This window comes from Bacillus sp. FSL K6-1003 (assembly GCF_037964945.1).
GTDB lineage: Bacteria > Bacillota > Bacilli > Bacillales > Bacillaceae > Bacillus > Bacillus mojavensis.
Genome location: NZ_CP150176.1, coordinates 3,595,661 through 3,618,156, shown reverse-complemented (window position 1 = coordinate 3,618,156; position 22,496 = coordinate 3,595,661). Strand labels below are relative to the sequence as shown.

General features: G+C 44.8%; 29 protein-coding genes. 25 read left to right on the top strand and 4 right to left on the bottom strand.

Going from position 1 to position 22,496, the window contains the following annotated elements:
• Positions 1-61: 61 nt before the first annotated feature.
• Positions 62-1,018 (top strand): AEC family transporter, encoded by a 957-nt coding sequence (locus tag NSU16_RS18475; protein ID WP_010332250.1) that lies wholly within the window; start codon positions 62-64, stop codon positions 1,016-1,018.
• A 35-nt stretch (positions 1,019-1,053) separates the two neighbouring features.
• Here NSU16_RS18475 and racA read toward each other — a convergent pair whose 3' ends face one another.
• Positions 1,054-1,608, bottom strand: coding sequence for a chromosome-anchoring protein RacA (gene racA, locus NSU16_RS18470; RefSeq protein ID WP_339191695.1), 555 nt, complete (start codon positions 1,606-1,608; stop codon positions 1,054-1,056).
• 121 nt (positions 1,609-1,729) lie between these two features.
• Positions 1,730-2,119 carry a VOC family protein gene (locus NSU16_RS18465; protein WP_339192722.1) on the bottom strand — a complete coding sequence of 130 codons (390 nt, stop codon included), beginning with the start codon at positions 2,117-2,119 and terminating at the stop codon, positions 1,730-1,732.
• Positions 2,120-2,240: 121 nt separating this feature from the next.
• On the opposite strand from NSU16_RS18465, the gene prfA reads away from it, so the two are divergent.
• The 3 genes from prfA (at position 2,241) to NSU16_RS18450 (ending at position 4,540) form a co-directional block, all read left to right on the top strand.
• Positions 2,241-3,311: a peptide chain release factor 1 gene (prfA, locus tag NSU16_RS18460; RefSeq protein ID WP_010332247.1), complete on the top strand. Its 1,071-nt coding sequence runs from the start codon at positions 2,241-2,243 to the stop codon at positions 3,309-3,311.
• A 1-nt stretch (position 3,312) separates the two neighbouring features.
• Entirely contained in the window at positions 3,313-4,179 is an 867-nt protein-coding gene (gene prmC / locus NSU16_RS18455) for a peptide chain release factor N(5)-glutamine methyltransferase (protein WP_268471610.1), read from the top strand.
• A gap of 73 nt (positions 4,180-4,252) precedes the next feature.
• A complete protein-coding gene (locus NSU16_RS18450; protein ID WP_024123177.1) occupies positions 4,253-4,540 on the top strand; it encodes a DUF5316 family protein in 288 nt (95 codons plus the stop codon).
• 15 nt (positions 4,541-4,555) lie between these two features.
• Here NSU16_RS18450 and NSU16_RS18445 read toward each other — a convergent pair whose 3' ends face one another.
• Positions 4,556-4,921, bottom strand: a complete 366-nt coding sequence (locus NSU16_RS18445; protein ID WP_326329990.1) for a UPF0715 family protein — start codon at positions 4,919-4,921, stop codon at positions 4,556-4,558.
• A gap of 140 nt (positions 4,922-5,061) precedes the next feature.
• Here NSU16_RS18445 and spoIIR point away from each other — a divergent pair, with 140 nt between their 5' ends.
• From spoIIR to NSU16_RS18355, 18 genes are all read left to right on the top strand, one after another.
• Entirely contained in the window at positions 5,062-5,736 is a 675-nt protein-coding gene (gene spoIIR / locus NSU16_RS18440; protein ID WP_010332243.1) for a stage II sporulation protein R, read from the top strand.
• 67 nt (positions 5,737-5,803) lie between these two features.
• Positions 5,804-6,247, top strand: a complete 444-nt coding sequence (locus tag NSU16_RS18435) for a hypothetical protein (RefSeq protein WP_339191694.1) — start codon at positions 5,804-5,806, stop codon at positions 6,245-6,247.
• A 156-nt stretch (positions 6,248-6,403) separates the two neighbouring features.
• Complete coding sequence (locus tag NSU16_RS18430) at positions 6,404-7,444, top strand: L-threonylcarbamoyladenylate synthase (RefSeq protein ID WP_339191693.1); 1,041 nt, start codon at positions 6,404-6,406, stop codon at positions 7,442-7,444.
• A gap of 77 nt (positions 7,445-7,521) precedes the next feature.
• Positions 7,522-8,079 carry a manganese efflux pump MntP family protein gene (locus tag NSU16_RS18425; RefSeq protein WP_010332240.1) on the top strand — a complete coding sequence of 186 codons (558 nt, stop codon included), beginning with the start codon at positions 7,522-7,524 and terminating at the stop codon, positions 8,077-8,079.
• 74 nt (positions 8,080-8,153) lie between these two features.
• The gene (locus NSU16_RS18420) at positions 8,154-8,606 is read left to right on the top strand and encodes a low molecular weight protein arginine phosphatase (protein ID WP_010332239.1); all 453 of its coding nucleotides are present in this window, start codon (positions 8,154-8,156) and stop codon (positions 8,604-8,606) included.
• A 157-nt stretch (positions 8,607-8,763) separates the two neighbouring features.
• Entirely contained in the window at positions 8,764-9,213 is a 450-nt protein-coding gene (gene rpiB, locus NSU16_RS18415; RefSeq protein WP_339191692.1) for a ribose 5-phosphate isomerase B, read from the top strand.
• A gap of 12 nt (positions 9,214-9,225) precedes the next feature.
• Complete coding sequence (locus tag NSU16_RS18410; RefSeq protein ID WP_168748973.1) at positions 9,226-9,768, top strand: TIGR01440 family protein; 543 nt, start codon at positions 9,226-9,228, stop codon at positions 9,766-9,768.
• A gap of 208 nt (positions 9,769-9,976) precedes the next feature.
• Positions 9,977-11,224, top strand: a complete 1,248-nt coding sequence (gene glyA / locus NSU16_RS18405; protein ID WP_010332237.1) for a serine hydroxymethyltransferase — start codon at positions 9,977-9,979, stop codon at positions 11,222-11,224.
• A 134-nt stretch (positions 11,225-11,358) separates the two neighbouring features.
• Entirely contained in the window at positions 11,359-11,988 is a 630-nt protein-coding gene (upp, locus tag NSU16_RS18400; RefSeq protein WP_010332236.1) for a uracil phosphoribosyltransferase, read from the top strand.
• Positions 11,989-12,408: 420 nt separating this feature from the next.
• Positions 12,409-12,792 carry an ATP synthase subunit I gene (gene atpI / locus NSU16_RS18395; protein WP_010332235.1) on the top strand — a complete coding sequence of 128 codons (384 nt, stop codon included), beginning with the start codon at positions 12,409-12,411 and terminating at the stop codon, positions 12,790-12,792.
• 7 nt (positions 12,793-12,799) lie between these two features.
• Positions 12,800-13,534: a F0F1 ATP synthase subunit A gene (gene atpB, locus NSU16_RS18390; RefSeq protein WP_010332234.1), complete on the top strand. Its 735-nt coding sequence runs from the start codon at positions 12,800-12,802 to the stop codon at positions 13,532-13,534.
• Between the two features lie 45 nt (positions 13,535-13,579).
• Positions 13,580-13,792 (top strand): F0F1 ATP synthase subunit C, encoded by a 213-nt coding sequence (atpE, locus tag NSU16_RS18385; protein ID WP_003151167.1) that lies wholly within the window; start codon positions 13,580-13,582, stop codon positions 13,790-13,792.
• A gap of 162 nt (positions 13,793-13,954) precedes the next feature.
• Complete coding sequence (atpF, locus tag NSU16_RS18380) at positions 13,955-14,467, top strand: F0F1 ATP synthase subunit B (protein ID WP_105990810.1); 513 nt, start codon at positions 13,955-13,957, stop codon at positions 14,465-14,467.
• Positions 14,464-15,009 carry a F0F1 ATP synthase subunit delta gene (locus NSU16_RS18375; RefSeq protein ID WP_010332232.1) on the top strand — a complete coding sequence of 182 codons (546 nt, stop codon included), beginning with the start codon at positions 14,464-14,466 and terminating at the stop codon, positions 15,007-15,009. Before atpF ends, NSU16_RS18375 begins: the two co-directional genes overlap by 4 nt.
• Positions 15,010-15,025: 16 nt before the next feature.
• A complete protein-coding gene (gene atpA, locus NSU16_RS18370; RefSeq protein WP_010332231.1) occupies positions 15,026-16,534 on the top strand; it encodes a F0F1 ATP synthase subunit alpha in 1,509 nt (502 codons plus the stop codon).
• Positions 16,535-16,610: 76 nt separating this feature from the next.
• Positions 16,611-17,471, top strand: coding sequence for an ATP synthase F1 subunit gamma (gene atpG / locus NSU16_RS18365; protein WP_010332230.1), 861 nt, complete (start codon positions 16,611-16,613; stop codon positions 17,469-17,471).
• 25 nt (positions 17,472-17,496) lie between these two features.
• Positions 17,497-18,918: a F0F1 ATP synthase subunit beta gene (atpD, locus tag NSU16_RS18360; protein ID WP_010332229.1), complete on the top strand. Its 1,422-nt coding sequence runs from the start codon at positions 17,497-17,499 to the stop codon at positions 18,916-18,918.
• 23 nt (positions 18,919-18,941) lie between these two features.
• Entirely contained in the window at positions 18,942-19,340 is a 399-nt protein-coding gene (locus NSU16_RS18355) for a F0F1 ATP synthase subunit epsilon (RefSeq protein ID WP_010332228.1), read from the top strand.
• A gap of 34 nt (positions 19,341-19,374) precedes the next feature.
• Here the strand turns inward: NSU16_RS18355 and NSU16_RS18350 are convergent, their stop codons facing one another.
• The gene (locus NSU16_RS18350) at positions 19,375-19,848 is read right to left on the bottom strand and encodes a hypothetical protein (protein ID WP_010332227.1); all 474 of its coding nucleotides are present in this window, start codon (positions 19,846-19,848) and stop codon (positions 19,375-19,377) included.
• A gap of 177 nt (positions 19,849-20,025) precedes the next feature.
• Between NSU16_RS18350 and NSU16_RS18345 the strand changes: the two genes are divergently transcribed.
• From NSU16_RS18345 to murA, 3 genes are all read left to right on the top strand, one after another.
• Positions 20,026-20,256 (top strand): DUF1146 family protein, encoded by a 231-nt coding sequence (locus NSU16_RS18345; protein ID WP_010332226.1) that lies wholly within the window; start codon positions 20,026-20,028, stop codon positions 20,254-20,256.
• Positions 20,257-20,398: 142 nt separating this feature from the next.
• Entirely contained in the window at positions 20,399-21,139 is a 741-nt protein-coding gene (locus tag NSU16_RS18340; protein ID WP_168748969.1) for a YwmB family TATA-box binding protein, read from the top strand.
• A gap of 33 nt (positions 21,140-21,172) precedes the next feature.
• On the top strand, positions 21,173-22,483 hold the full coding sequence (gene murA, locus NSU16_RS18335) for a UDP-N-acetylglucosamine 1-carboxyvinyltransferase (RefSeq protein ID WP_010332224.1): 1,311 nt from the start codon (positions 21,173-21,175) through the stop codon (positions 22,481-22,483).
• Positions 22,484-22,496 lie beyond the last annotated feature (13 nt).

Below are 22,496 nucleotides of genomic sequence, written 5' to 3'. Positions count from 1 at the left end.
TCCGAGGGAAAGCTTTGTATAAAGCTAAAGTATACGGACATAGGATTTGGAGGAGAATATTTTGAGCATCTTAGATATCTTAATCCTCCTGGCACCGATCTTCTTTGTTATCGTGCTGGGTTGGTTTGCAGGACATTTCGGAAGTTATGATGCCAAGTCAGCAAAAGGGGTAAGTACGTTAGTAACGAAATACGCACTTCCAGCTCACTTTATCGCTGGTATTTTGACAACTTCCAGAAGTGAATTTTTATCACAAGTTCCATTAATGGTTTCTTTACTTATCGGGATTGTTGGTTTCTATATCATCATTTTATTGGTTTGCAGATTTGTCTTTAAGTATGATTTAACGAACTCATCCGTGTTTTCTTTGAACTCTGCACAGCCGACATTCGCATTTATGGGTATTCCTGTATTGGGAAGCTTGTTCGGTGCGCAAGAGGTTGCGATTCCGATCGCTGTAACAGGTATCGTTGTTAACGCGATTCTTGATCCGCTTGCGATTATTATAGCTACAGTGGGTGAGTCTTCTAAGAAAAACGGAGAGAGCGGCGACAGTTTTTGGAAGATGACAGGGAAATCCATTCTGCATGGTCTTTCCGAGCCACTTGCAGCAGCTCCTTTAATCAGTATGATTCTAGTGCTTTGCGGTGTCACTCTTCCTGAGCTGGGTGTTAAAATGCTTGATCAGCTTGGTAGTACAACATCTGGTGTTGCTCTCTTTGCTGTCGGTGTTACCGTTGGTATTCGTAAGATTAAACTCAGTCTGCCGGCTATCGGTATTGCGTTACTAAAAGTTGCGGTTCAGCCTGCGTTAATGTTCCTGATTGCTCTTGCAGTCGGACTTCCAGCTGACCAAACAACAAAAGCAATCCTTCTTGTTGCATTCCCTGGTTCTGCCGTTGCAGCCATGATTGCGACTCGTTTCGAGAAACAAGAGGAAGAAACTGCGACTGCGTTTGTGATCAGTGCAATTCTGTCATTGATTTCACTTCCAATTATTATTGCGCTTACTGCGTAATTAAAAAAGCTCCCTTTACGGGGAGCTTTTTTACTTTACGTTTGGAATTTAAATAGTGACAGCAGCGGTTTTTTTCTTGTTTTTATTTTTTCGGATGAAGCAGCAGTCTCAGGGGTCGGCTGAGCGGTGAATTCTTTCATTTGTGAGGTCATTGATTGCAGGTCGGCAAGAATGTCATCGATTTCTCTTCTGTGCTGCAGAAGCTGATAGGATACGCCTTCATCGGCTTTTTGTTTAAGCTGGCGTTCCAATTCCTCAATTCTTGCCAGCAGCCCGTTTTCTTCCTGCTTTTGCTGTAATAAGGTGTCCAGCTTTTGTTCGAGCTGTTCGAGTCTTTTCTCTGTGTCACTGTTTATTTTTTGGACAAGGAAGCCTGTGCGCTTTTTATTGCTCCGCGGCACATTAATATCCTGAAGCGCCGTGCCTTCAGAAATTTGTTTTTGAACAGATTTCAGGGTTTGCACATCTTCAGCCGTAAACGAATAGTGTCCGAGCTCGTTCCGTTCAGCCGGAAGGTTCAGCTGCTTCACCCACCGCTGCACTGTTTTTGCGGAGACGCCGAGTTCACTTGCTACCATATTTGTATTCATGATCCCATACCTCCTTTTTAGCTAGGTATTCGACCATGGGGAGCGGTTCCCTTCCCATTAGACAAAACAAGAAAAGATTCGGCAAAGAAAGTGGGCATCCCCCTTTTTTCCTCAAAAACCATTATTGCTCATACAGCTCTAACGGAAGCTGATCGGGATCAAAAAAGAAGGTAAACCGCTTGCCTGTCAGCGGGTCTGTCCTGACCGGCTCTGTCTCGATTCCTTTTTCATGAAGCTCCTGAACAGCCTGATCTAAGCTGCTGACCGTAAAGGCAAGATGTCGGAGCCCTGCACCTTCAGGCCGGGTTTGACGTGCGGGTGGATCAGGGAACGAAAACAGCTCAATGACGTACGAGCCGTTGAGCGACAAATCTAGCTTATAGGAGTCGCGCTCTTCTCGGTATGTTTCTTGTATCACCTGAAAACCGAGCTTATGTACGTAAAAAGCTTTCGACTTTTCATAATCCGAGCATATGATTGCAATATGATGTATAGATGTAAACAATACGATCCCTCCTCTTTTTCAGTATAGCAGAGGAGGCTTTTTTAACTGGGATTGAAATGCTTTTGACTGGCGATAGTCCCTATACTATAATGAGAATGTTACGCACAGGAAAACAGAGGTGAAGACCGTGTTAGACCGTTTAAAGTCAATCGAAGAACGATATGAAAAATTAAATGAGCTTTTAAGCGATCCAGAAGTTGTCAACGATCCCAAAAAGCTTAGAGAATATTCGAAAGAGCAATCTGATATACAAGAAACAGTTGACGTATATAGACAATACAGAGATGCGTCAGAACAGCTGGCTGATGCAAAAGCGATGCTTGAGGATAAGCTTGATGCTGAGATGCGCGACATGGTGAAGGAAGAGATTTCTGAACTCCAGAAAGAAACGGAAACACTGTCAGAGCGTCTGAAAGTGCTCCTGATTCCGAAAGATCCTAATGATGATAAAAACGTTATCATGGAGATCCGCGGAGCGGCAGGCGGAGAGGAAGCCGCTTTATTTGCAGGCAACCTGTACAGAATGTATTCCCGCTATGCCGAGCTTCAAGGCTGGAAAACCGAGGTCATGGAAGCAAGTGTAACCGGAACGGGCGGCTACAAAGAGATCATCTTTATGATTACGGGCAGCGGTGCATATTCTAAGCTCAAGTATGAAAACGGCGCTCACCGTGTTCAGCGTGTTCCGGAAACAGAATCAGGCGGCCGTATCCATACATCTACTGCAACAGTAGCATGTCTTCCTGAGGCCGAAGAGGTAGAGGTTGACATTCATGAGAAGGATATCCGCGTTGATACGTTTGCTTCTAGCGGACCGGGCGGACAAAGCGTGAACACGACAATGTCTGCCGTTCGTCTGACGCATTTGCCGACAGGCGTTGTCGTATCATGTCAGGATGAAAAATCTCAAATCAAGAACAAAGAAAAAGCGATGAAGGTTCTCCGCGCCAGAATCTATGATAAATTTCAGCAGGAAGCTCAAGCTGAATATGATCAGACACGGAAATCGGCTGTCGGATCAGGTGACCGCTCTGAGCGTATCCGCACATACAACTTCCCGCAAAACCGTGTGACGGATCACAGAATCGGCCTGACCATTCAAAAGCTTGATCAGATTCTTGAAGGAAAACTGGACGAAGTGGTTGAAGCACTGATCGTAGAAGATCAGGCAAGCAAGCTTCAGCAGGCGGATAGTTAAGATGAAGACGATATTTGAAGCCCTGAAATGGGCTTCTTCTTATTTAACGGAAGCGGGAAGAGAAGAAAATGCAGCTGAGCTGCTTCTGCTTTATGATACCGGAATGGATAGAAGCAAGCTGCTCGCCAGCTTACAGGAACCGATCGGCGAAGATGAACTGTATCGCTTTGAACGCCACGTCGATATGCACAAAGAAGGCGTACCGGTTCAGTACATTATTGGAAGAGAGTTTTTTTACGGCCGTGAATTTATAGTAAATGATGACGTGCTGATCCCGCGTCCGGAAACGGAAGAGGTTGTCTACCATCTTCTTGAGAAATATAGAAGTGTCTTTTCTGAAGGAGAACAGCTCGATGTGGTAGATGTCGGCACCGGAAGCGGCGCAATAGCCGTCACGCTTGCACTGGAAAACAAAAACTTTTCTGTCTCAGCGATTGATATCTCCAAAGAGGCGCTGGACGTTGCTTCAGCCAACGCTGAAAAGCTCGGAGCGGAGGTGCATTTTCTTCAAGGCGACCTGCTTGAACCCTTTATTAAGGCAGGAAAAAAAGCGGATATTATCGTCTCAAACCCTCCGTATATTTCTGAAGAAGAGATGGCCGATTTATCTGAGATTGTCCGTTTCCATGAACCTTTGCATGCTCTCACTGACGGCGGAAACGGGCTGAAATTTTATAAGCGGTTTATGGAAGCTATTCCGCTGGTGATGAAGAATACCGCGCTTGTCGTCTTTGAAATCGGGTGGAAGCAGGGCGCAGCTGTAAAAGAGCTGATACTGCATGCGTTTAAGGATGCGGAAGTTGAAGTCCTGAAGGATATTAACGGAAAAGACAGAACCATATGCGCGGTAATTCATAAGAATAAATAAGCAGCTTGCTGGTGAGTTGAGATAAGAACGGGACCATCAAGCTGTTTTAACACCAGCAAAGGGGATGTAAAAGATGAAAAAGGCCCTGACAGCAGGAATTTTACTTATTGCCATTGAAAGTATGGTGGGTTCGATTTTTGCGCAAGCGATTTCTTATGAATTCATTTTCGGCATTGCATCTCTTGTTTTGATCGGGCTTGCCATTGTGACATCGGGTTTGGCTGTAAGCGGAAGCGACCAGCGGGCAAATTATCATTCAGAAACCAAAGAAGGCCGGACAGCCCGTTTGAAAATATCAGCTGCTTTCTTTGTTGCTGCCATACCTTCTATTCTATGTTATCTATTGACCGTTTTGATCTAATGAAAAAGGAAGCCCTTAAGAGGCTTCCTTTTTTTGCAGCAAAACAGAATCCCATATCCAGTAGACAACAGCTGTTAATACAGCGAAGATGTAAAAAGCTGTATTTTGAAGAAGGGAGTGCCCGGAAGGCTGCAGCACGCCAAAGATGATCGCGTTGGCGATAAACGCCGCGGCAAGATAATACAGCAAGTACAAAGGGCTGAACCGTTTCGGCTTTTTATTCATCATGATTTGAAGCGGCAGCGCGAAAAGTAGGTAAGGAAATAAGAAATAAAAGGCCATCGTTACGAGAGCAGCTATAATAAAGGAATGAATGTAAATAATAGAATAAAGAACTGACATCGTGAACGCGGACAGCAGCACTGTGTAATGATATTTCATTTTAAACCTCCTAAAACACTATCGTACCATAAATTAGATTCAAAGCTTGCTAGATTTTTTTGCCGCTGCAGGTTTACTCCATACGTTCCTTGTCCATAATAGGGCTAGATACAAAGCAAGGAGAGGAACGGTGGGGACCGATGAAAAAAACAGTTATCATTTGTATATATATGTTTCTTTTATTATCTGGGGCACTCGTAGGATTGGCGAAAGAAGAGACGGCACAGCAATCTGAAAATGAGCCGGTTGTCATTCCGGACGAGGCGATTCGCCTGAGAATATTGGCAAACAGCGATCGTGACGAGGACCAAGAATTAAAGCGTCGTATCAGAGACGCCGTCAATAAAGAAATCACAACATGGGTTAAGGATATTACTTCTATTGAAGAAGCGCGGCGTTTGATCCGCTCAAAGCTGCCTGAGATCAAGGAAATTGCAAAAGAAACCATGGAAAAAGAAGGCGCCAGCCAATCGATATCTGTTGATTTTGACAAAATCTCATTTCCGACAAAGCTTTACGGCAGCATGGTATATCCTGCTGGAGAATACGAAGCCATCCTGATCACGCTTGGTAACGGTGAAGGCGCGAATTGGTGGTGTGTATTATTCCCGCCGCTCTGCTTTCTTGATTTTTCAAACGGAGAAGCCGTAAAAGAACAAGAAGATAAAGAAGCCTCAAAAAAACAAACGGAAAAAGCTCTTGAGGACTTAACAGCCAAAGCGGAAAAAGCTGAAAAAGAAGATGAGAAAGAGAAAGAAGACGATACAGAAGTGAAATTCTTCGTTGTAGAATGGTTTTCCGATCTTTTTTCTTAATCACCAGGTCTAAAAATAGATTTGCCTCATAGATTGGAAGAAAGAACGCTGAAAACGGGGTGAACGAATGTTTTATCAACTGCGGGTGGCAAGGGAAAAGGACGGAGACATACTTGAGGAATTTTTAAAACAGGCCAAAACGAATCATGAGGGCGTAAGGGAAGGGTTCACGCAGTTTCTGATGCTGGAGGACAGCGAGAAGAACATAGCCGGCTGTCTAGGTATCGAAAAAATCAGCTGCGATCAAGCCCTGCTTCGCTCACTTGTGATATCGGACAAGCTTCACCAAGGTCATATTGTGTCGCTCTTTCAAAGCATGGAGGTGCTTTGTGAAAAGCATGAGATCAAAACGATATATTTGGTAGCCAATCAGCATTCTTCAGCTGATTTCCTGGGGGCGATGGGATTTGAACGGGCGGAGAGTGTGCCGGAAGAGCTGTTTGCCTCGGATCATTTCTGTGAATCAAGGCAAGCGGAAGGGGCCGTCTTAATGAAAAAAGCATCTGGATAAGTGAGATTTATACACAAACTTATCCACTTCTTTATATGCGTTGTCCACAATTTGTGGATAACGCTTGTTTTATTACAGGACATCTTTTATACTTTCAAAAGGATTACACGCGTAAAACGATCGTTTTATTGTTGTGAATAAGGAGTTTGGTCAGAAATGAAAACGAAAAGATGGTTTGTGGATGTAACTGGGGAGTTATCCACAAATGATCCACAAATTACACAAGCAGCCGCTTTACTCCGAGAAAATGAGGTTGTCGCCTTTCCGACAGAAACTGTATATGGTCTCGGCGCAAATGCGAAAAGCACAGATGCTGTCAAAAAAATATATGAAGCGAAAGGGCGGCCGAGTGATAATCCCCTGATTGTCCACATTGCGGATATCAGCCAGCTTGACGGCTTAACCGGTCCGGCGCCAGAAAAAGCGAAAATATTAATGAAGCGCTTTTGGCCAGGGGCGCTTACACTTATTTTACCTTGTACACCTGGTGCGCTGTCACCCCGTGTAACCGCAGGACTGGATACAGTGGCCGTCAGAATGCCTGATCATCCTCTGGCTCTGGCACTCATCCGTGCCGCGGGTCTCCCGATTGCAGCGCCGAGTGCTAATTTATCGGGCAAACCAAGCCCGACAAAGGCTGAACACGTGGCTCACGACTTGGAGGGCCGCATAGCGGGAATAATGGATGGGGGAGCTACTGGAATCGGTGTCGAATCAACCGTACTTTCATGTGCGGGCGACATTCCTGTGCTCCTTCGTCCGGGCGGCATTACAAAAGAACAAATAGAAGCTGAAATCGGACCGATTCTTGTGGATAAAGGGCTTGCCGATCAAAATGAGAAGCCGATTTCTCCGGGAATGAAATATACACATTACGCGCCGTCAGCGCCGCTTGTTATTTCTGAAGGCAGCCCTGAGCGCATTCAAACGCTCATTCAAGAATATCAGCGGGGCGGAAAACGGGTCGGCGTCCTGACGACAGAAGAAAACGCGGATTTTTATTCAGCTGACTATGTTAAGAGCTGCGGCAGAAGAGATCAGCTTGAAACAGTCGCGGCAGCTCTTTATGATGCTCTGCGCAGTTTTGATGAAGAGAAGGTTGATTTTATTATTGCAGAATCGTTTCCTCACACAGGCGTCGGACTTGCTATTATGAACAGGCTGATGAAAGCAGCCGGAGGAAGAGTGATTCGCTGATACAGTCAGAAGTTCTAACCCTTTTTGGACATGCATAGGCTAAAAAAGCGGGCGTGTCCAAGGGGGTTATGTATGTGATGTCGGAAATGTTTATAGGCGAACTGATTACCTTAAGCATCATGGCGTTTGCTTTAGGAATGGATGCTTTTTCTGTGGGCCTGGGAATGGGTATGGTCAAACTCAGAAAAAAGCAGATATTCTATATTGGATTCATTATCGGTCTCTTTCACGTCATCATGCCTCTCGGAGGGATGGCGGCGGGAACTATGCTGTCAGGGCTCCTCGGTATGGTAGCTGTATATATCGGGGGTTCACTGCTGTTTGTTCTCGGTGTTCAAATGGTGATCGCATCTTTTAAACAGTCAGAAGAACGTTTGATGTCGCCGGCTGGGCCTGGCTTATTGTTATTTGCAGTCGGCGTCAGCCTCGATAGTTTCTCCGTCGGTCTGAGTCTGGGAATATACGGCTCGCACCCGCTTCTCACCATTACCCTGTTTGGGCTTTTCAGCATGATGTTGACTTGGCTGGGCCTGCTGATCGGAAAACAAGTGCAGTCCTGGCTCGGCTCATACAGTGAAGCGCTCGGAGGAACCATATTAATCGTATTTGGCCTTAAGCTGCTTTTGCCAATTTAATATACCAATAAAAGAAACGATGTCGCCGTTTCTTTTTTCTTCATATATAATAGAAAAAACAAGGGGTGACTGACATGAACATCATTTTTGTCTGTACTGGAAATACGTGCCGCAGTCCAATGGCTGAGGCGCTTTTTAAATCAATCGCTGAAACGGAAGGGCTGGATGTCAGCGTCCGCTCGGCAGGCGTATTTGCCTCACCTAACGGAAAAGCGTCGCCTCACGCGGTCGAAGCGCTTTTTGAAAAACGCATTGCCCTTAATCATGTTTCTTCGCCATTAACTGAAGAACATATGGAATCGGCAGATTTGGTTCTGGCAATGACCCACCAGCACAAACAGGTCATTGTCAGCCAATTTGAACGTTATCGTGATAAAGTGTTTACGCTAAAAGAATACGTGACAGGCAGCCGGGGCGATATTATAGACCCGTTTGGCGGCACCATTGAGATCTATAAAAAAACGAGAGATGAGCTTGAAGCGCTTCTTCAGCAGCTTGCAGAACAATTGAAAAATGACGGTAAATAACTTGTCAGAGAATCTGCAAACAGGTCATTTGCAAATCCTGCGTGAAGGAGTAGAATATAGTGAAAAGCACATCGATATGGTGTGAATCAAAGAGCGGACAGGCTGCGCGGTCAACAAAGCGGGCGGGCCGCATTACATACGCTGGGAGGAAAAGCTGATGAAAGTAGCCATAGCATCGGATCATGGCGGCGTCCATATTCGAAACGAAATCAAAGAACTAATGGACGAATTGCAAATTGAGTATATTGATATGGGCTGTGACTGCGCCAGCGGATCTGTCGATTATCCAGACTACGCTTTTCCGGTGGCCGAGAAAGTAGTAAGCGGTGAAGTGGACAGAGGGATTTTAATTTGCGGGACAGGCATTGGAATGAGTATTTCCGCCAATAAAGTCAAAGGCATCCGCTGTGCGCTGGCACATGATACATTCAGTGCAAAGGCGACGAGAGAACATAATGATACAAATATCCTCGCGATGGGCGAACGCGTGATTGGACCCGGTTTGGCACGGGAAATTGCGAAAATCTGGCTGACCACTGAATTTACTGGCGGAAGACATCAGACCCGCATCGGAAAAATCTCGGACTATGAAGAGAAAAACCTGTAGGGGTGCTGTTCTATGAGTGAGATCACACAAACATGGAAGACGATGCTGTCGGAGTTTCAGGACAAAGCGGGATTGAGAGAAAATCAGATATTTGTCCTTGGGTGCAGCACAAGCGAAGTGGCCGGCAGCCATATCGGCACATCAGGCAGTACAGACATCGCGGCAAGCATCTACAGCGGACTTGCAGAGCTGAAGGAACAAACGGGAATCCATCTGGCGTTTCAATGCTGCGAGCATTTAAACAGAGCGCTTGTAGTGGAGGAAGAAACGGCCGAGCTGTTTAGGCTTCCGGCCGTTTCCGCAGTGCCTGTGCCAAAAGCCGGCGGGGCGATGGCTTCTTATGCGTTTAAGCAGATGAAGTCTCCTGTTCTGGTAGAAACCATTCAGGCAGATGCCGGAATAGATATAGGCGACACGTTTATCGGCATGCACTTAAAGCCGGTAGCTGTTCCTGTACGCATTTCTCAGAACAGTCTCGGTGCAGCCCATGTGACATTGGCGCGCACGCGGCCAAAGCTGATCGGCGGAATGCGGGCAGTTTATGAGTGTGAATGAGAAAGGACTGCATGGGCCAGTCTTTTCTTTCATTTGCGCGGTTAAAATAAATTCCGAACTTTAAATTGAATTTAAGTAATAAATATTCGTTTTTGCCAATAAAATTTTTGTTTTTTTGAAAATAATCTTTTACATGGGCCTAAAAAACCATGTACAATAGTGGTGGTAAAAACAAAGAACAGGATACGGATAGGAGAGGATCTCGCTGATGAAACATTTACCTGCGCAAGACGAACAGGTGTTTAACGCCATTAAAAATGAGCGTGAACGCCAACAGACGAAAATCGAATTGATTGCTTCTGAAAACTTTGTAAGTGAAGCGGTTATGGAAGCACAAGGTTCTGTTTTAACAAACAAATACGCTGAAGGATATCCTGGGAAACGCTATTATGGCGGATGTGAGCACGTCGATGTTGTTGAAGATATCGCTCGTGACCGCGCGAAGGAAATCTTTGGAGCGGAGCATGTAAACGTTCAGCCTCATTCAGGCGCACAAGCAAACATGGCTGTCTATTTCACGATTTTGGAACAAGGCGATACTGTACTTGGGATGAACCTCTCCCACGGCGGTCATTTAACACACGGAAGTCCAGTTAACTTCAGCGGTGTTCAATATAACTTTGTTGAGTACGGCGTAGATAAAGAAACTCAATATATTGATTACGATGACGTGCGTGAAAAAGCCCTCGCTCACAAGCCTAAGTTAATTGTGGCAGGAGCAAGTGCGTATCCTCGTACAATCGACTTTAAGAAATTCCGTGAAATTGCTGATGAAGTCGGCGCTTACTTTATGGTGGATATGGCGCATATCGCGGGACTTGTTGCGGCAGGCCTCCATCCAAACCCGGTTCCTTACGCTGATTTCGTTACAACAACGACACATAAAACACTTCGCGGACCTCGCGGCGGTATGATCCTTTGCCGTGAAGAGTTCGGCAAGAAAATTGATAAGTCCATCTTCCCTGGCATTCAAGGCGGCCCGCTGATGCATGTAATTGCCGCAAAAGCTGTTTCATTCGGCGAAGTATTGCGTGATGATTTCAAAACGTACGCACAAAACGTGATTTCAAATGCGAAGCGTCTTGCAGAATCATTAACAAAAGAGGGCATTCAGCTCGTTTCAGGCGGAACCGACAACCACCTCATCCTGGTTGATCTTCGTTCTCTCGGACTGACAGGTAAGGTTGCAGAGCATGTGCTTGATGAAATCGGGATTACATCAAACAAAAACGCGATTCCATACGATCCTGAAAAACCGTTTGTAACAAGCGGTATCCGTCTCGGAACAGCTGCTGTGACAAGCCGCGGTTTTGACGGAGAGGCATTGGATGAAGTCGGTGCCATCATTGCGCTTGCATTGAAAAACCACGAAGATGAAGGAAAACTTGAAGAAGCAAGACAGCGCGTAGCTGCTCTGACTGGCAAGTTCCCTCTATATAAAGAGTTAGATTACTAAGATTGAAAAACCCGCTCGGGCTTATGCCCGGCGGGTTTTTTGACGATGTTCTTGAAACTCAATGTCTTTTTTTGTAGAATCAATAGAAGTGTGAAATTGTCGATGGGACAATAAAAAAGGAGCTGAAACACAGTATGGGAAAGGTTTATGTATTTGATCATCCTTTAATTCAGCACAAGCTGACATATATTCGGAATGTAGAGACAGGCACGAAGGATTTTAGAGAGCTTGTAGACGAAGTAGCCACGCTTATGGCGTTTGAAATTACCCGTGATCTCCCTCTAGAGGAAGTGGATATCAACACACCGGTTCAGGCTGCAAAATCGAAAGTCATCTCAGGGAAAAAACTGGGGGTTGTTCCTATTCTCAGAGCAGGTTTAGGAATGGTTGAAGGCATCTTAAAACTGATCCCTGCGGCAAAAGTGGGACATGTCGGACTGTACCGTGATCCTGAAACCTTAAAACCCGTGGAATACTATGTGAAGCTTCCTTCTGATGTGGAAGAGCGTGAATTCATCGTGGTTGACCCGATGCTGGCCACAGGCGGTTCCGCAGTTGAAGCGATTAACAGCCTCAAAAAACGCGGTGCGAAAAACATCCGTTTCATGTGTCTCGTAGCTGCGCCTGAAGGTGTGGAAGAATTGCAGAAGCATCATTCTGACGTGGATATTTACATAGCGGCGCTTGATGAAAAATTAAATGAAAAAGGTTATATTGTTCCGGGTCTCGGAGATGCAGGAGACCGTATGTTCGGAACAAAATAAAAAAGAAAACCCGCCAACGGGTTTTCTTTTTTATTATCCAGTTATTTGCTATTCGGTGAATCTCTATACAATTATAGGTGAAAATGTGAACATTCTGTGGAGGCTTACAGTATAAAAAGTTTTTTAACTTTAAACAGATTGACACATGTTAGGGGCTATTGTATGCTAAACGAGGGTATTATGAGAAGGTTTTCATAGCTTTCATTATAGTCCTCATCCCCAATGTAAATCCTCCCAGAAAACCCGTTTTATGAGGATTTATTCAAGCGAATGAAACAGCATCCCTGCAAGGCTTGCGGATGAATGATTTTTTCGAACAGGCCCGTTTTGCCGGACAAAAAAGGTCTTCTACTAGGGTTAACCGCTGATTTTGCCGTATCCAAGAAATACATTATTTTTTCATCAGGAGACAGATAGTTGATGGACGATCCCAAGCTACAATTTAGCAGACAACGAAAATATCTATTGTTCATTTTGGCAGCGTATGTACTGGGTTATGGTTTAACAGCGTATAAAACCGTTTTTTTAGGCCTTATTCTGGGAACTGTTTTCAGTTTGTTTAATTTTTTACTGCTCGTCAGAAGAATGAATGCTTTTGACAGGGCCGTTGCGAAAGGCAAGTCCATACGATCCCTTGGGAGCGCAGCGCGGTGGTGCAATGCGATACTTGCTGCGGCTGTTGCCTATAAATATCCCGAGCATTTTCATATGGCAAGCACAGTTATTGGATTAATGACAATTTATCCTGTCATTATGATAGATTCCTTTATCCAGCTTAAACGTTCATCAATGGAAGAGAGGTGAAAACCCTTTGAATCATGAATACAGAACTATTGAATTACTAGGTCTTACTTTTAATCTGACAAACATTCTGATGATTACTGTGGCGAGTGTGATCGTGTTATTGATTGCCATCCTTACCACAAGAACGCTTTCGATCCGTCCGGGAAAAGCCCAGAACTTTATGGAATGGATTGTTGATTTTGTCCGCAATATTATCGGCAGTACAATGGATTTGAAAACAGGGGCTAACTTCTTGGCACTTGGTGTCACATTGCTGATGTACATATTTGTGTCGAATATGCTGGGGCTGCCGTTCTCTGTCACAATCGGACATGAGCTCTGGTGGAAATCTCCGACAGCCGATCCTGCCATTACATTAACGCTTGCCGTAATGGTTGTCGCTTTAACCCATTATTATGGTGTAAAGATGAAAGGGCTCAAGGAATATTCCAAGGAGTATTTGAGACCTGTTCCGTTCATGCTCCCGATGAAAATCATAGAAGAGTTTGCAAATACGCTGACTCTCGGTTTGCGGCTTTATGGTAACATCTTCGCCGGTGAGATTCTTCTCGGCCTGCTTGCGGGATTAGCGACAAGCTTCTATTCGCAAAGCGTGGTTCTCGGACTTGTCGGTACAATCGGCGCCATTCTGCCGATGCTGGCATGGCAGGCATTCAGTTTATTTATAGGTGCCATCCAGGCGTTTATCTTTACGATGCTGACGATGGTGTACATGTCTCATAAAATCAGTAATGATCATTAAAACATTATATCCAAACGGATAACATTTTAAAGGAGGAACTTTTTCATGAATTTAATAGCAGCTGCGATTGCAATTGGTTTAGGCGCACTTGGTGCAGGTATTGGTAACGGTTTGATTGTTTCACGTACGGTAGAGGGGATTGCCCGTCAGCCGGAGGCAGGTAAAGAACTTAGAACTCTTATGTTCATGGGTATCGCATTAGTTGAGGCCCTTCCTATTATCGCTGTCGTTATCGCATTCTTAGCGTTCTTTGGCTAAGCATAAAAGCCTTATATGAACTAAAAATGGCGAAGATCATTCCAAGAGAACCTTCGCCATTGCTTTATGTCTGATAAGCATCCCGCCTTGCCGGCTGAAAAGAGACAAGTGCGGCTGCTGGATCAGCAAAGAAAAACCTGCAGAAGGGAGTTGCCGTAGTAGATGTCTCAATTACCACTTGAACTAGGACTGTCGTTTAACGGCGGAGATATCCTGTTCCAACTGTTAGCTATGTTAATTTTATTAGCGCTTCTGAAGAAATACGCTTTAGGACCGCTATTAAACATAATGAAACAGCGTGAAGATCATATCGCTGGAGAAATTACGTCTGCTGAAGAAAAAAATAAAGAAGCGCAGCAGCTGATTGATGAGCAGCGCGCTCTGTTAAAAGAAGCAAGACAGGAATCCCAAACGCTTATCGAAAACGCGAAGAAACTGGGAGAGAACCAAAAAGAAGAGATTATTCAGGCTGCGCGTGCAGAATCTGAACGTCTGAAAGAAGCAGCCAGAACTGAAATCGTCAAGGAAAAAGAACAGGCGGTTTCTGCTCTCCGTGAGCAAGTAGCGTCTCTTTCTGTCATGATTGCGTCGAAAGTAATCGAAAAAGAACTGGATGAACAAGCTCAAGAGAAATTGATCCAGGACTATCTTAAAGAGGTAGGAGAAAGCCGATGAGTGGATCAGCTGTCTCTAAACGATATGCATCAGCTCTTTTCGATATTGCCAATGAGTCCTCTCAGCTCAACCAGGTAGAAGAAGAGCTAAAAGTTGTAAAAGAAGTATTTCAAAATGAAAAAGCGCTAAATGATGTGTTAAACCATCCGAAGGTGCCGGGCGCAAAGAAAAAAGAGCTCATCCAAAACGCTTTTGGATCTTTATCACAGTCCGTGCTTCATACGATTTTTCTTTTGATTGACCGTCATCGGGCAACAATTGTGCCTGATCTCACAGATGAGTTTGTGAAACTCGCAAACGAGGCCCGTCAAACAGAAGACGCAATTGTATATTCAGTTAAACCACTGACGGATGCGGAAATTTCTTCATTATCACAAGTGTTTGCAAAAAAAGCCGGAGTCGCTTCACTGAGAATCAGAAATGAAGTGCAGACGGATTTAATAGGCGGCATTAAAGTCCGCATTGGAAACCGGATTTTTGACGGCAGCGTAAGCGGAAAGCTTCATCGCATTGAACGTCAACTTGCCGGGGAAAATCGATAGAAGGGGTGAAACCTAAGTGAGCATCAAAGCTGAAGAGATTAGCACGCTGATAAAACAGCAAATACAAAATTATCAATCTGAAATTGAAGTTCATGACGTAGGTACAGTCATCCAAGTCGGTGACGGTATTGCTCGTGTACACGGTCTTGACAACTGTATGGCCGGTGAACTTGTTGAATTTTCAAACGGCGTTTTGGGTATGGCTCAAAACCTTGAAGAATCAAACGTAGGTATCGTTATCTTAGGACCTTACACAGAGATCCGTGAAGGGGACGAAGTAAAAAGAACAGGCCGCATCATGGAGGTTCCTGTCGGTGAAGAGTTAATCGGCCGTATTGTGAACCCGTTAGGTCAGCCGGTAGACGGTCTTGGCCCGATCCTCACAAGCAAAACACGTCCGATTGAAAGCCAGGCACCTGGTGTTATGGACCGTAAATCCGTTCATGAACCGCTTCAAACTGGTATTAAAGCAATTGATGCACTGATTCCAATCGGCCGCGGCCAGCGTGAGCTGATCATCGGTGACCGTCAAACAGGTAAAACATCTGTTGCAATCGATTCGATCTTAAACCAAAAAGGCCAAGACATGATCTGCGTATATGTAGCGATTGGTCAAAAAGAATCTACAGTCCGCGGCGTAGTTGAAACATTGCGTAAGCACGGCGCGCTTGATTATACAATTGTTGTAACGGCGTCTGCGTCACAGCCGGCTCCGCTTCTGTACCTTGCTCCGTATGCAGGGGTTACAATGGCAGAAGAATTTATGTACAATGGCAAGCACGTTCTTGTTGTATACGATGATCTTTCTAAACAAGCGGCTGCTTATCGTGAGCTGTCCTTGCTTCTTCGCCGTCCGCCAGGCCGTGAAGCGTTCCCGGGGGATGTATTCTATCTTCATTCCCGTCTGCTTGAGCGTGCAGCAAAGCTTAGCGACGCGAAAGGCGCAGGATCAATTACAGCTCTGCCGTTCGTAGAAACTCAAGCCGGAGATATCTCAGCGTATATCCCGACAAACGTTATTTCCATCACTGACGGACAGATCTTCCTGCAATCTGATTTGTTCTTCTCAGGCGTACGCCCAGCGATCAACGCCGGATTGTCTGTATCACGTGTCGGCGGTTCCGCGCAAATCAAAGCGATGAAAAAAGTATCAGGAACATTGCGTCTTGATCTTGCATCATACCGTGAGCTGGAAGCATTCGCTCAATTCGGATCTGACCTCGACCAAGCGACTCAGGCGAAATTGAACCGCGGTGCGCGTACAGTTGAAGTGCTGAAGCAGGATCTGAACAAGCCGCTTCCGGTTGAAAAACAGGTAGCCATTCTTTATGCGCTGACAAAAGGATATCTTGATGATATTCCTGTAGCGGACATCAGACGTTTTGAAGAAGAGTACTACATGTACCTTGACCAAAACCATAAAGAACTGCTTGACGGAATTGCAAAAACAGGGAACCTTCCTGCTGATGAAGACTTCGCAGCTGCAATCGAAGGCTTCAAACGCACATTTGCACCAAGCAACTAACTCGAATGCTGATGAGAGAAAAAGGTTCTCTTTTTCTCTCTTTTTACGCAAATGAAGAGAAAAGGTGGTGAAATCTTTGGCCTCATTACGCGATATTAAGTCAAGGATCACGTCAACGAAAAAAACGAGCCAGATTACAAAAGCCATGCAGATGGTATCTGCAGCTAAGCTGAATCGTGCTGAAAACAACGCAAAATCATTTGTGCCATATATGGATAAGATCCAAGAGGTTGTATCAAATGTCGGAAAAGTATCCGGTAGCGCGAAACATCCGATGCTTCTCAGCAGAGAAGTGAAAAAGACGGCATACCTCGTCATTACATCTGATCGCGGTCTTGCTGGCGCTTTTAACAGTTCGGTTTTACGGAGTGCTTATCAGGCCATTCAAGAACGTCATCAGTCTAAGGATGAGTATGCAGTGATCGTTATCGGACGAGTGGGCCGTGATTTCTTTAAAAAACGCGATATTCCGATCATTTCCGAGTTAACAGGACTTGGAGACGAAGTGTCGTTTTCAGAAATTAAGGACCTTGCCCGTCAAACGATTCAAATGTTTATAGACGGTGCATTTGATGAATTGCATCTTGTATATAACCATTATGTCAGCGCCATTTCTCAAGAAGTGACGGAGAAAAAACTTCTGCCGCTATCTGATTTGGGCGGCGGCGGAAAAAGAACGGCTTCTTATGAATTTGAACCGTCTGAAGAGGAGGTTCTGGAGGTTTTGCTTCCTCAATACGCAGAAAGCTTAATCTTCGGTGCGCTTCTTGACAGTAAAGCAAGTGAACATGCTGCGAGAATGACGGCGATGAAAAACGCGACAGACAATGCGAAGGATCTTATCGATTCACTTTCGCTTTCTTACAACCGCGCTCGCCAAGCAGCGATTACACAAGAAATTACGGAAATTGTCGGCGGAGCAGCCGCTTTAGAATAGAAAGATTTTGTCAGGAGGGATAGCGATGAAGAAAGGACGCGTTAGCCAGGTATTAGGGCCAGTTGTCGACGTACGTTTTGAAGATGGTCACTTACCTGAAATATATAATGCGATTAAAATTTCACAGCCGGCTGGAAGTGAAAACGAAGTAGGTATTGATTTGACGCTTGAGGTCGCTCTTCATTTAGGCGATGACACAGTCCGTACAATCGCAATGGCATCTACGGATGGTGTGCAGCGCGGAATGGAAGCTGTCGATACGGGAGCGCCGATTTCAGTTCCGGTTGGTAATGTGACACTCGGCCGTGTATTTAACGTACTCGGAGAAAATATTGATTTAAATGAGCCGGTTCCTGCGGATGCGAAGAAGGATCCGATTCACAGACAGGCTCCTTCATTTGATCAGCTTTCAACAGAAGTTGAAATCCTTGAAACAGGAATTAAAGTTGTTGACTTGCTTGCTCCATACATCAAGGGCGGTAAGATCGGATTGTTCGGCGGTGCCGGTGTAGGTAAAACCGTATTAATCCAGGAATTGATCAACAACATCGCGCAAGAGCACGGCGGTATCTCTGTATTCGCCGGCGTAGGAGAGCGTACTCGTGAAGGGAACGACCTTTTCTACGAGATGAGCGACTCTGGCGTAATCAACAAAACAGCCATGGTATTCGGACAAATGAACGAGCCGCCGGGCGCACGTATGCGTGTTGCACTGACAGGTCTTACAATGGCTGAGCATTTCCGTGATGAGCAAGGACAGGACGTACTGTTCTTCATCGATAACATCTTCCGTTTCACACAAGCGGGTTCAGAGGTTTCTGCCCTTCTCGGCCGTATGCCTTCCGCGGTTGGTTATCAGCCGACGCTTGCAACTGAAATGGGTCAGCTTCAAGAGCGTATCACGTCTACAAACGTTGGATCCGTTACATCTATCCAGGCGATCTACGTGCCTGCCGATGACTACACTGACCCGGCGCCGGCAACGACGTTCGCTCACTTGGATGCGACAACAAACCTTGAGCGTAAGTTAACTGAAATGGGTATCTACCCTGCGGTTGATCCGTTGGCTTCTACATCACGCGCCCTTGCTCCAGAAATTGTCGGAGAAGAGCATTATGCGGTTGCCCGTGAAGTTCAATCAACGCTTCAGCGTTACAAAGAGCTTCAGGATATCATTGCGATTCTCGGTATGGATGAATTGAGTGACGAAGATAAACTTATCGTTCAACGCGCACGCCGCATTCAGTTCTTCCTTTCTCAAAACTTCCACGTGGCTGAACAGTTCACTGGCCAAAAAGGTTCTTACGTGCCTGTAAAAGAAACGGTTCAAGGTTTCAAAGAAATCTTAGCCGGCAAATACGACCATCTTCCTGAAGATGCGTTCCGTCTTGTAGGCCGTATCGAAGAAGTTATTGAGAAAGCAAAAGAAATGGGTGTAGAAGTTTAAACTGGTCCTAGGAGGGTAAAAGCATGAAGACCGTTCAAGTCAATATCGTTACTCCCGACGGCCCAGTATACGATGCGAATATCGAAATGGTGAGTGTGAGAGCCGAAAGCGGCGATCTCGGTATTTTGCCAGGTCATATTCCAACCGTGGCTCCTCTTAAAATTGGTGCTGTTCGTCTGAAAAAAGACGGACAGACTGAATTGGTTGCCGTCAGCGGCGGATTTATAGAAGTCCGTCCTGATCAGGTGACCATCCTTGCCCAAACTGCTGAGACAGCGGAAGGCATCGATAAAGAGCGCGCTGAAGCTGCACGTCAGCGGGCGCAGGAGCGTTTGAATTCTCAATCAGATGATACTGACATTCGTCGGGCTGAGCTTGCATTACAGCGGGCTTTGAACAGATTGGATGTAGCAGGGAAATAATAAAAAATCCTTCTCTTAATGAGAAGGATTTTTTTTATGACTGCACAAGAGAATCAAACAGTGACAGCAGCGGCTGACTCTCTTTTTGACGCAAGTATAACCGGTCACAGCAATTCACGGTATGCCATGATTTACGGTTTCTTCTAAAGCCCATTGTATAAGCCCCGTCTGTATACGGATAAGGCTTTACGATCCATTCAGCATCTTCGTGGTGGGCAATCACACAATCTATAAGATAAACACTGATCATCTTCTCGAATTCTTCAATAGGAAGATTCCAATCAGCAAGCAAAAGCTCTTGTATACTTTGAAAATAAAGATTTTCAAGCTCTTCTAGGCTTTCTCTCGTATGGGTGAGAGAAATGTTATAAAACTGACACAATTCATTCAGTTCTTCAATCTGTGACTGTCTATAATCATAATAGAATGCAATTGCTTCCCATTCCTGCTCAAATACAGGCAAGTCCTCACCATATTGCTTTTCAGGCTGAAAAAAAGAATGATTCATAATTGCCAGCTCCTTTCCAAAAAAGTATACCATGCAAAAGAGCCGCTGTTTAAGCGGAGATTAGCCCTAGTTTTGGATGAATATTCCGTTCTGTATAAAATGTATCATCTTTATCTCTTCTTCTTATATAATAAGAAAGGGTATAAAGCGGAGAATGGATGAAAGGAGTGCGGATAGATGAGCGTATTGGGACAGCAGGCTGCAATTGGCATTATCGTTCACTTGATTTTTATCGCGGTTACTTGGTGGGCGCTGCAAGCCGTCAATATTGATCCGTTAATCAGAAAAGGCAAAGTCGTGCAGGCAAGACTCCTGATGATTTTGCTGACCATTGCAATCGGAACGACTGTCGGAAACTTCTTTTTAGATTACCTTAATTATTCACAGCAGCTTCCCTATTTATTTTGATAGGTTTTGATTGCCGAAAACATGGGAATGGCTGGGGAAGCGGGTTAAGACGCTTCCTGGAATAACGCGAGTTTTGACGAAGATTTCCACGTATGGCGCCCCTTGCCTCCGGTAAAACTGGAGATTAGGGGGAGAGATCATAATGAAGAAAAAACAAGTAAGCCATGCTATTATTGTATCTGTTGTGTTAAGCTTCGTCATTGCTGTTTTCCATACGATTCATGCGAGTGAGTTAACGCCATTAGCTCAAATTGCACAGGGAATGGAACGCCAGAATGTGTCAATTGATAAGTGGACATTGCATGCAAAACAAAATATGTCTCTGAACGAAAAAGAATTTTATAAAAAAGTGCAACGTTTAAAATCAGAGTATCGTCAATATAATTGGGCACTTGCACAGGAAGATTCAATAGTAAAGGCCATTGGCACGTATACTGACAAAAAAAATCATACTTCTTTTAAACTGCAGCTTGTCACAACCCTCAAAAAACACAACCCAACTTCGTATTTATTATATGAGCAAATGAGTCTTGAGACACCGATTAGCTGGAATGATACATATGAACAGTTTGAACGGCAGGCACTCGGGATATTCCAAGAAAAAGTAGTTATTTTTACTTGTCTAAATGGTCACTTAGATGATAATATGAATATTGTTTTGCAAAAAAAAGCAAATCAGTTATTAAATGAATTTCAAGCAAGATCTGTTGAACATGTAGTCGAGCCAAGTTTCGTTTCTATTTCTGCGTATACAGATGAGTGGAAAGAGTCTATCATGACCTCAAAACATAAAATGAATTTGCAAATTGCACTTAGAAGTGCAGGAATGGGCGGAAAACATATCGTTACGGTTGGCACACCAATCGTTACGACTGAATATTAATATAGAGAATTTAGGGACGCGGAGGGGAATACCTTGGAAAAAATCATCGTCCGCGGCGGTCAAAAGTTAAACGGCACAGTCAAAGTTGAAGGCGCTAAAAATGCTGTTTTACCAGTTATCGCTGCATCTTTATTAGCAAGTGAAGAAAAAAGCGTAATTTGTGATGTACCTACGCTCTCCGATGTATATACAATTAATGAAGTGTTGCGTCATTTAGGAGCAGATGTGCATTTTGAGAATAATGAAGTCACTGTAGATGCTTCATACGCTTTGCAAACTGAAGCACCTTTTGAATATGTGCGTAAAATGCGTGCGTCTGTGCTTGTCATGGGACCGCTTCTAGCGCGTACAGGTCATGCAAGAGTAGCGCTTCCGGGCGGATGCGCAATTGGATCTAGACCAATAGACCAGCATTTAAAAGGTTTTGAAGCAATGGGCGCAGAAATTAAAGTCGGTAATGGCTTCATTGAAGCTGAAGTAAAAGGCCGTCTGCAAGGCGCAAAGATCTATCTGGATTTCCCAAGTGTGGGAGCAACAGAAAACCTGATTATGGCAGCTGCTTTAGCTGAAGGAACAACAACGCTTGAGAACGTGGCGAAAGAGCCTGAAATCGTTGATTTAGCAAACTATATCAACGGCATGGGCGGAAAAATCCGCGGAGCGGGCACCGGCACCATCAAAATTGAAGGAGTCGATAAGCTTCACGGCGTAAGACACCATATTATACCTGACCGTATTGAAGCGGGCACATTTATGGTTGCCGCTGCAATCACTGAAGGAAATGTTTTAGTTAAAGGAGCAGTACCTGAACATCTCACTTCTTTAATCGCAAAAATGGAAGAAATGGGTGTTACGATTAAGGATGAAGGAGAAGGCCTTCGTGTAATCGGTCCGAAAGAATTGAAACCGATTGACATTAAAACAATGCCTCATCCGGGATTCCCGACTGATATGCAGTCACAAATGATGGCGCTTCTGCTTCGTGCAAGCGGCACAAGCATGATTACAGAAACTGTTTTTGAAAACCGTTTTATGCACGCGGAAGAATTCCGCCGTATGAATGGTGATATCAAGATTGAAGGACGTTCTGTGATTATTAACGGCCCTGTACAGCTTCAAGGAGCTGAAGTTGCAGCTACTGACTTGCGTGCAGGCGCAGCGTTGATTCTTGCGGGGTTAGTGGCTGAAGGTCATACACGTGTTACTGAACTGAAACACTTAGACCGCGGTTATGTTGATTTCCATCAGAAGCTTGCCGGTCTTGGCGCAGACATCGAACGTGTAAACGATGAGTCTGCTTCTGAGCAAGAAAGCAAAGAAGTAGTCTCAGACTTAAACGCATAAAGGATTAAAAATC

Bases quoted from the DNA above. Each gene is read 5' to 3' on its own strand.
- racA (WP_339191695.1), bottom strand. From the start codon at position 1,608: ATGAATACAAATATGGTAGCAAGTGAACTCGGCGTCTCCGCAAAAACA.
- prmC (WP_268471610.1), top strand. From the start codon at position 3,313: ATGAAGACGATATTTGAAGCCCTGAAATGGGCTTCTTCTTATTTAACG.
- NSU16_RS18450 (WP_024123177.1), top strand. From the start codon at position 4,253: ATGAAAAAGGCCCTGACAGCAGGAATTTTACTTATTGCCATTGAAAGT.
- NSU16_RS18445 (WP_326329990.1), bottom strand. From the start codon at position 4,921: ATGAAATATCATTACACAGTGCTGCTGTCCGCGTTCACGATGTCAGTT.
- spoIIR (WP_010332243.1), top strand. From the start codon at position 5,062: ATGAAAAAAACAGTTATCATTTGTATATATATGTTTCTTTTATTATCT.
- NSU16_RS18435 (WP_339191694.1), top strand. From the start codon at position 5,804: ATGTTTTATCAACTGCGGGTGGCAAGGGAAAAGGACGGAGACATACTT.
- NSU16_RS18430 (WP_339191693.1), top strand. From the start codon at position 6,404: ATGAAAACGAAAAGATGGTTTGTGGATGTAACTGGGGAGTTATCCACA.
- NSU16_RS18425 (WP_010332240.1), top strand. From the start codon at position 7,522: ATGTCGGAAATGTTTATAGGCGAACTGATTACCTTAAGCATCATGGCG.
- NSU16_RS18420 (WP_010332239.1), top strand. From the start codon at position 8,154: ATGAACATCATTTTTGTCTGTACTGGAAATACGTGCCGCAGTCCAATG.
- rpiB (WP_339191692.1), top strand. From the start codon at position 8,764: ATGAAAGTAGCCATAGCATCGGATCATGGCGGCGTCCATATTCGAAAC.
- NSU16_RS18410 (WP_168748973.1), top strand. From the start codon at position 9,226: ATGAGTGAGATCACACAAACATGGAAGACGATGCTGTCGGAGTTTCAG.
- glyA (WP_010332237.1), top strand. From the start codon at position 9,977: ATGAAACATTTACCTGCGCAAGACGAACAGGTGTTTAACGCCATTAAA.
- upp (WP_010332236.1), top strand. From the start codon at position 11,359: ATGGGAAAGGTTTATGTATTTGATCATCCTTTAATTCAGCACAAGCTG.
- atpI (WP_010332235.1), top strand. From the start codon at position 12,409: ATGGACGATCCCAAGCTACAATTTAGCAGACAACGAAAATATCTATTG.
- atpE (WP_003151167.1), top strand. From the start codon at position 13,580: ATGAATTTAATAGCAGCTGCGATTGCAATTGGTTTAGGCGCACTTGGT.
- atpF (WP_105990810.1), top strand. From the start codon at position 13,955: ATGTCTCAATTACCACTTGAACTAGGACTGTCGTTTAACGGCGGAGAT.
- NSU16_RS18375 (WP_010332232.1), top strand. From the start codon at position 14,464: ATGAGTGGATCAGCTGTCTCTAAACGATATGCATCAGCTCTTTTCGAT.
- atpD (WP_010332229.1), top strand. From the start codon at position 17,497: ATGAAGAAAGGACGCGTTAGCCAGGTATTAGGGCCAGTTGTCGACGTA.
- NSU16_RS18355 (WP_010332228.1), top strand. From the start codon at position 18,942: ATGAAGACCGTTCAAGTCAATATCGTTACTCCCGACGGCCCAGTATAC.
- NSU16_RS18350 (WP_010332227.1), bottom strand. From the start codon at position 19,848: ATGAATCATTCTTTTTTTCAGCCTGAAAAGCAATATGGTGAGGACTTG.
- NSU16_RS18345 (WP_010332226.1), top strand. From the start codon at position 20,026: ATGAGCGTATTGGGACAGCAGGCTGCAATTGGCATTATCGTTCACTTG.
- NSU16_RS18340 (WP_168748969.1), top strand. From the start codon at position 20,399: ATGAAGAAAAAACAAGTAAGCCATGCTATTATTGTATCTGTTGTGTTA.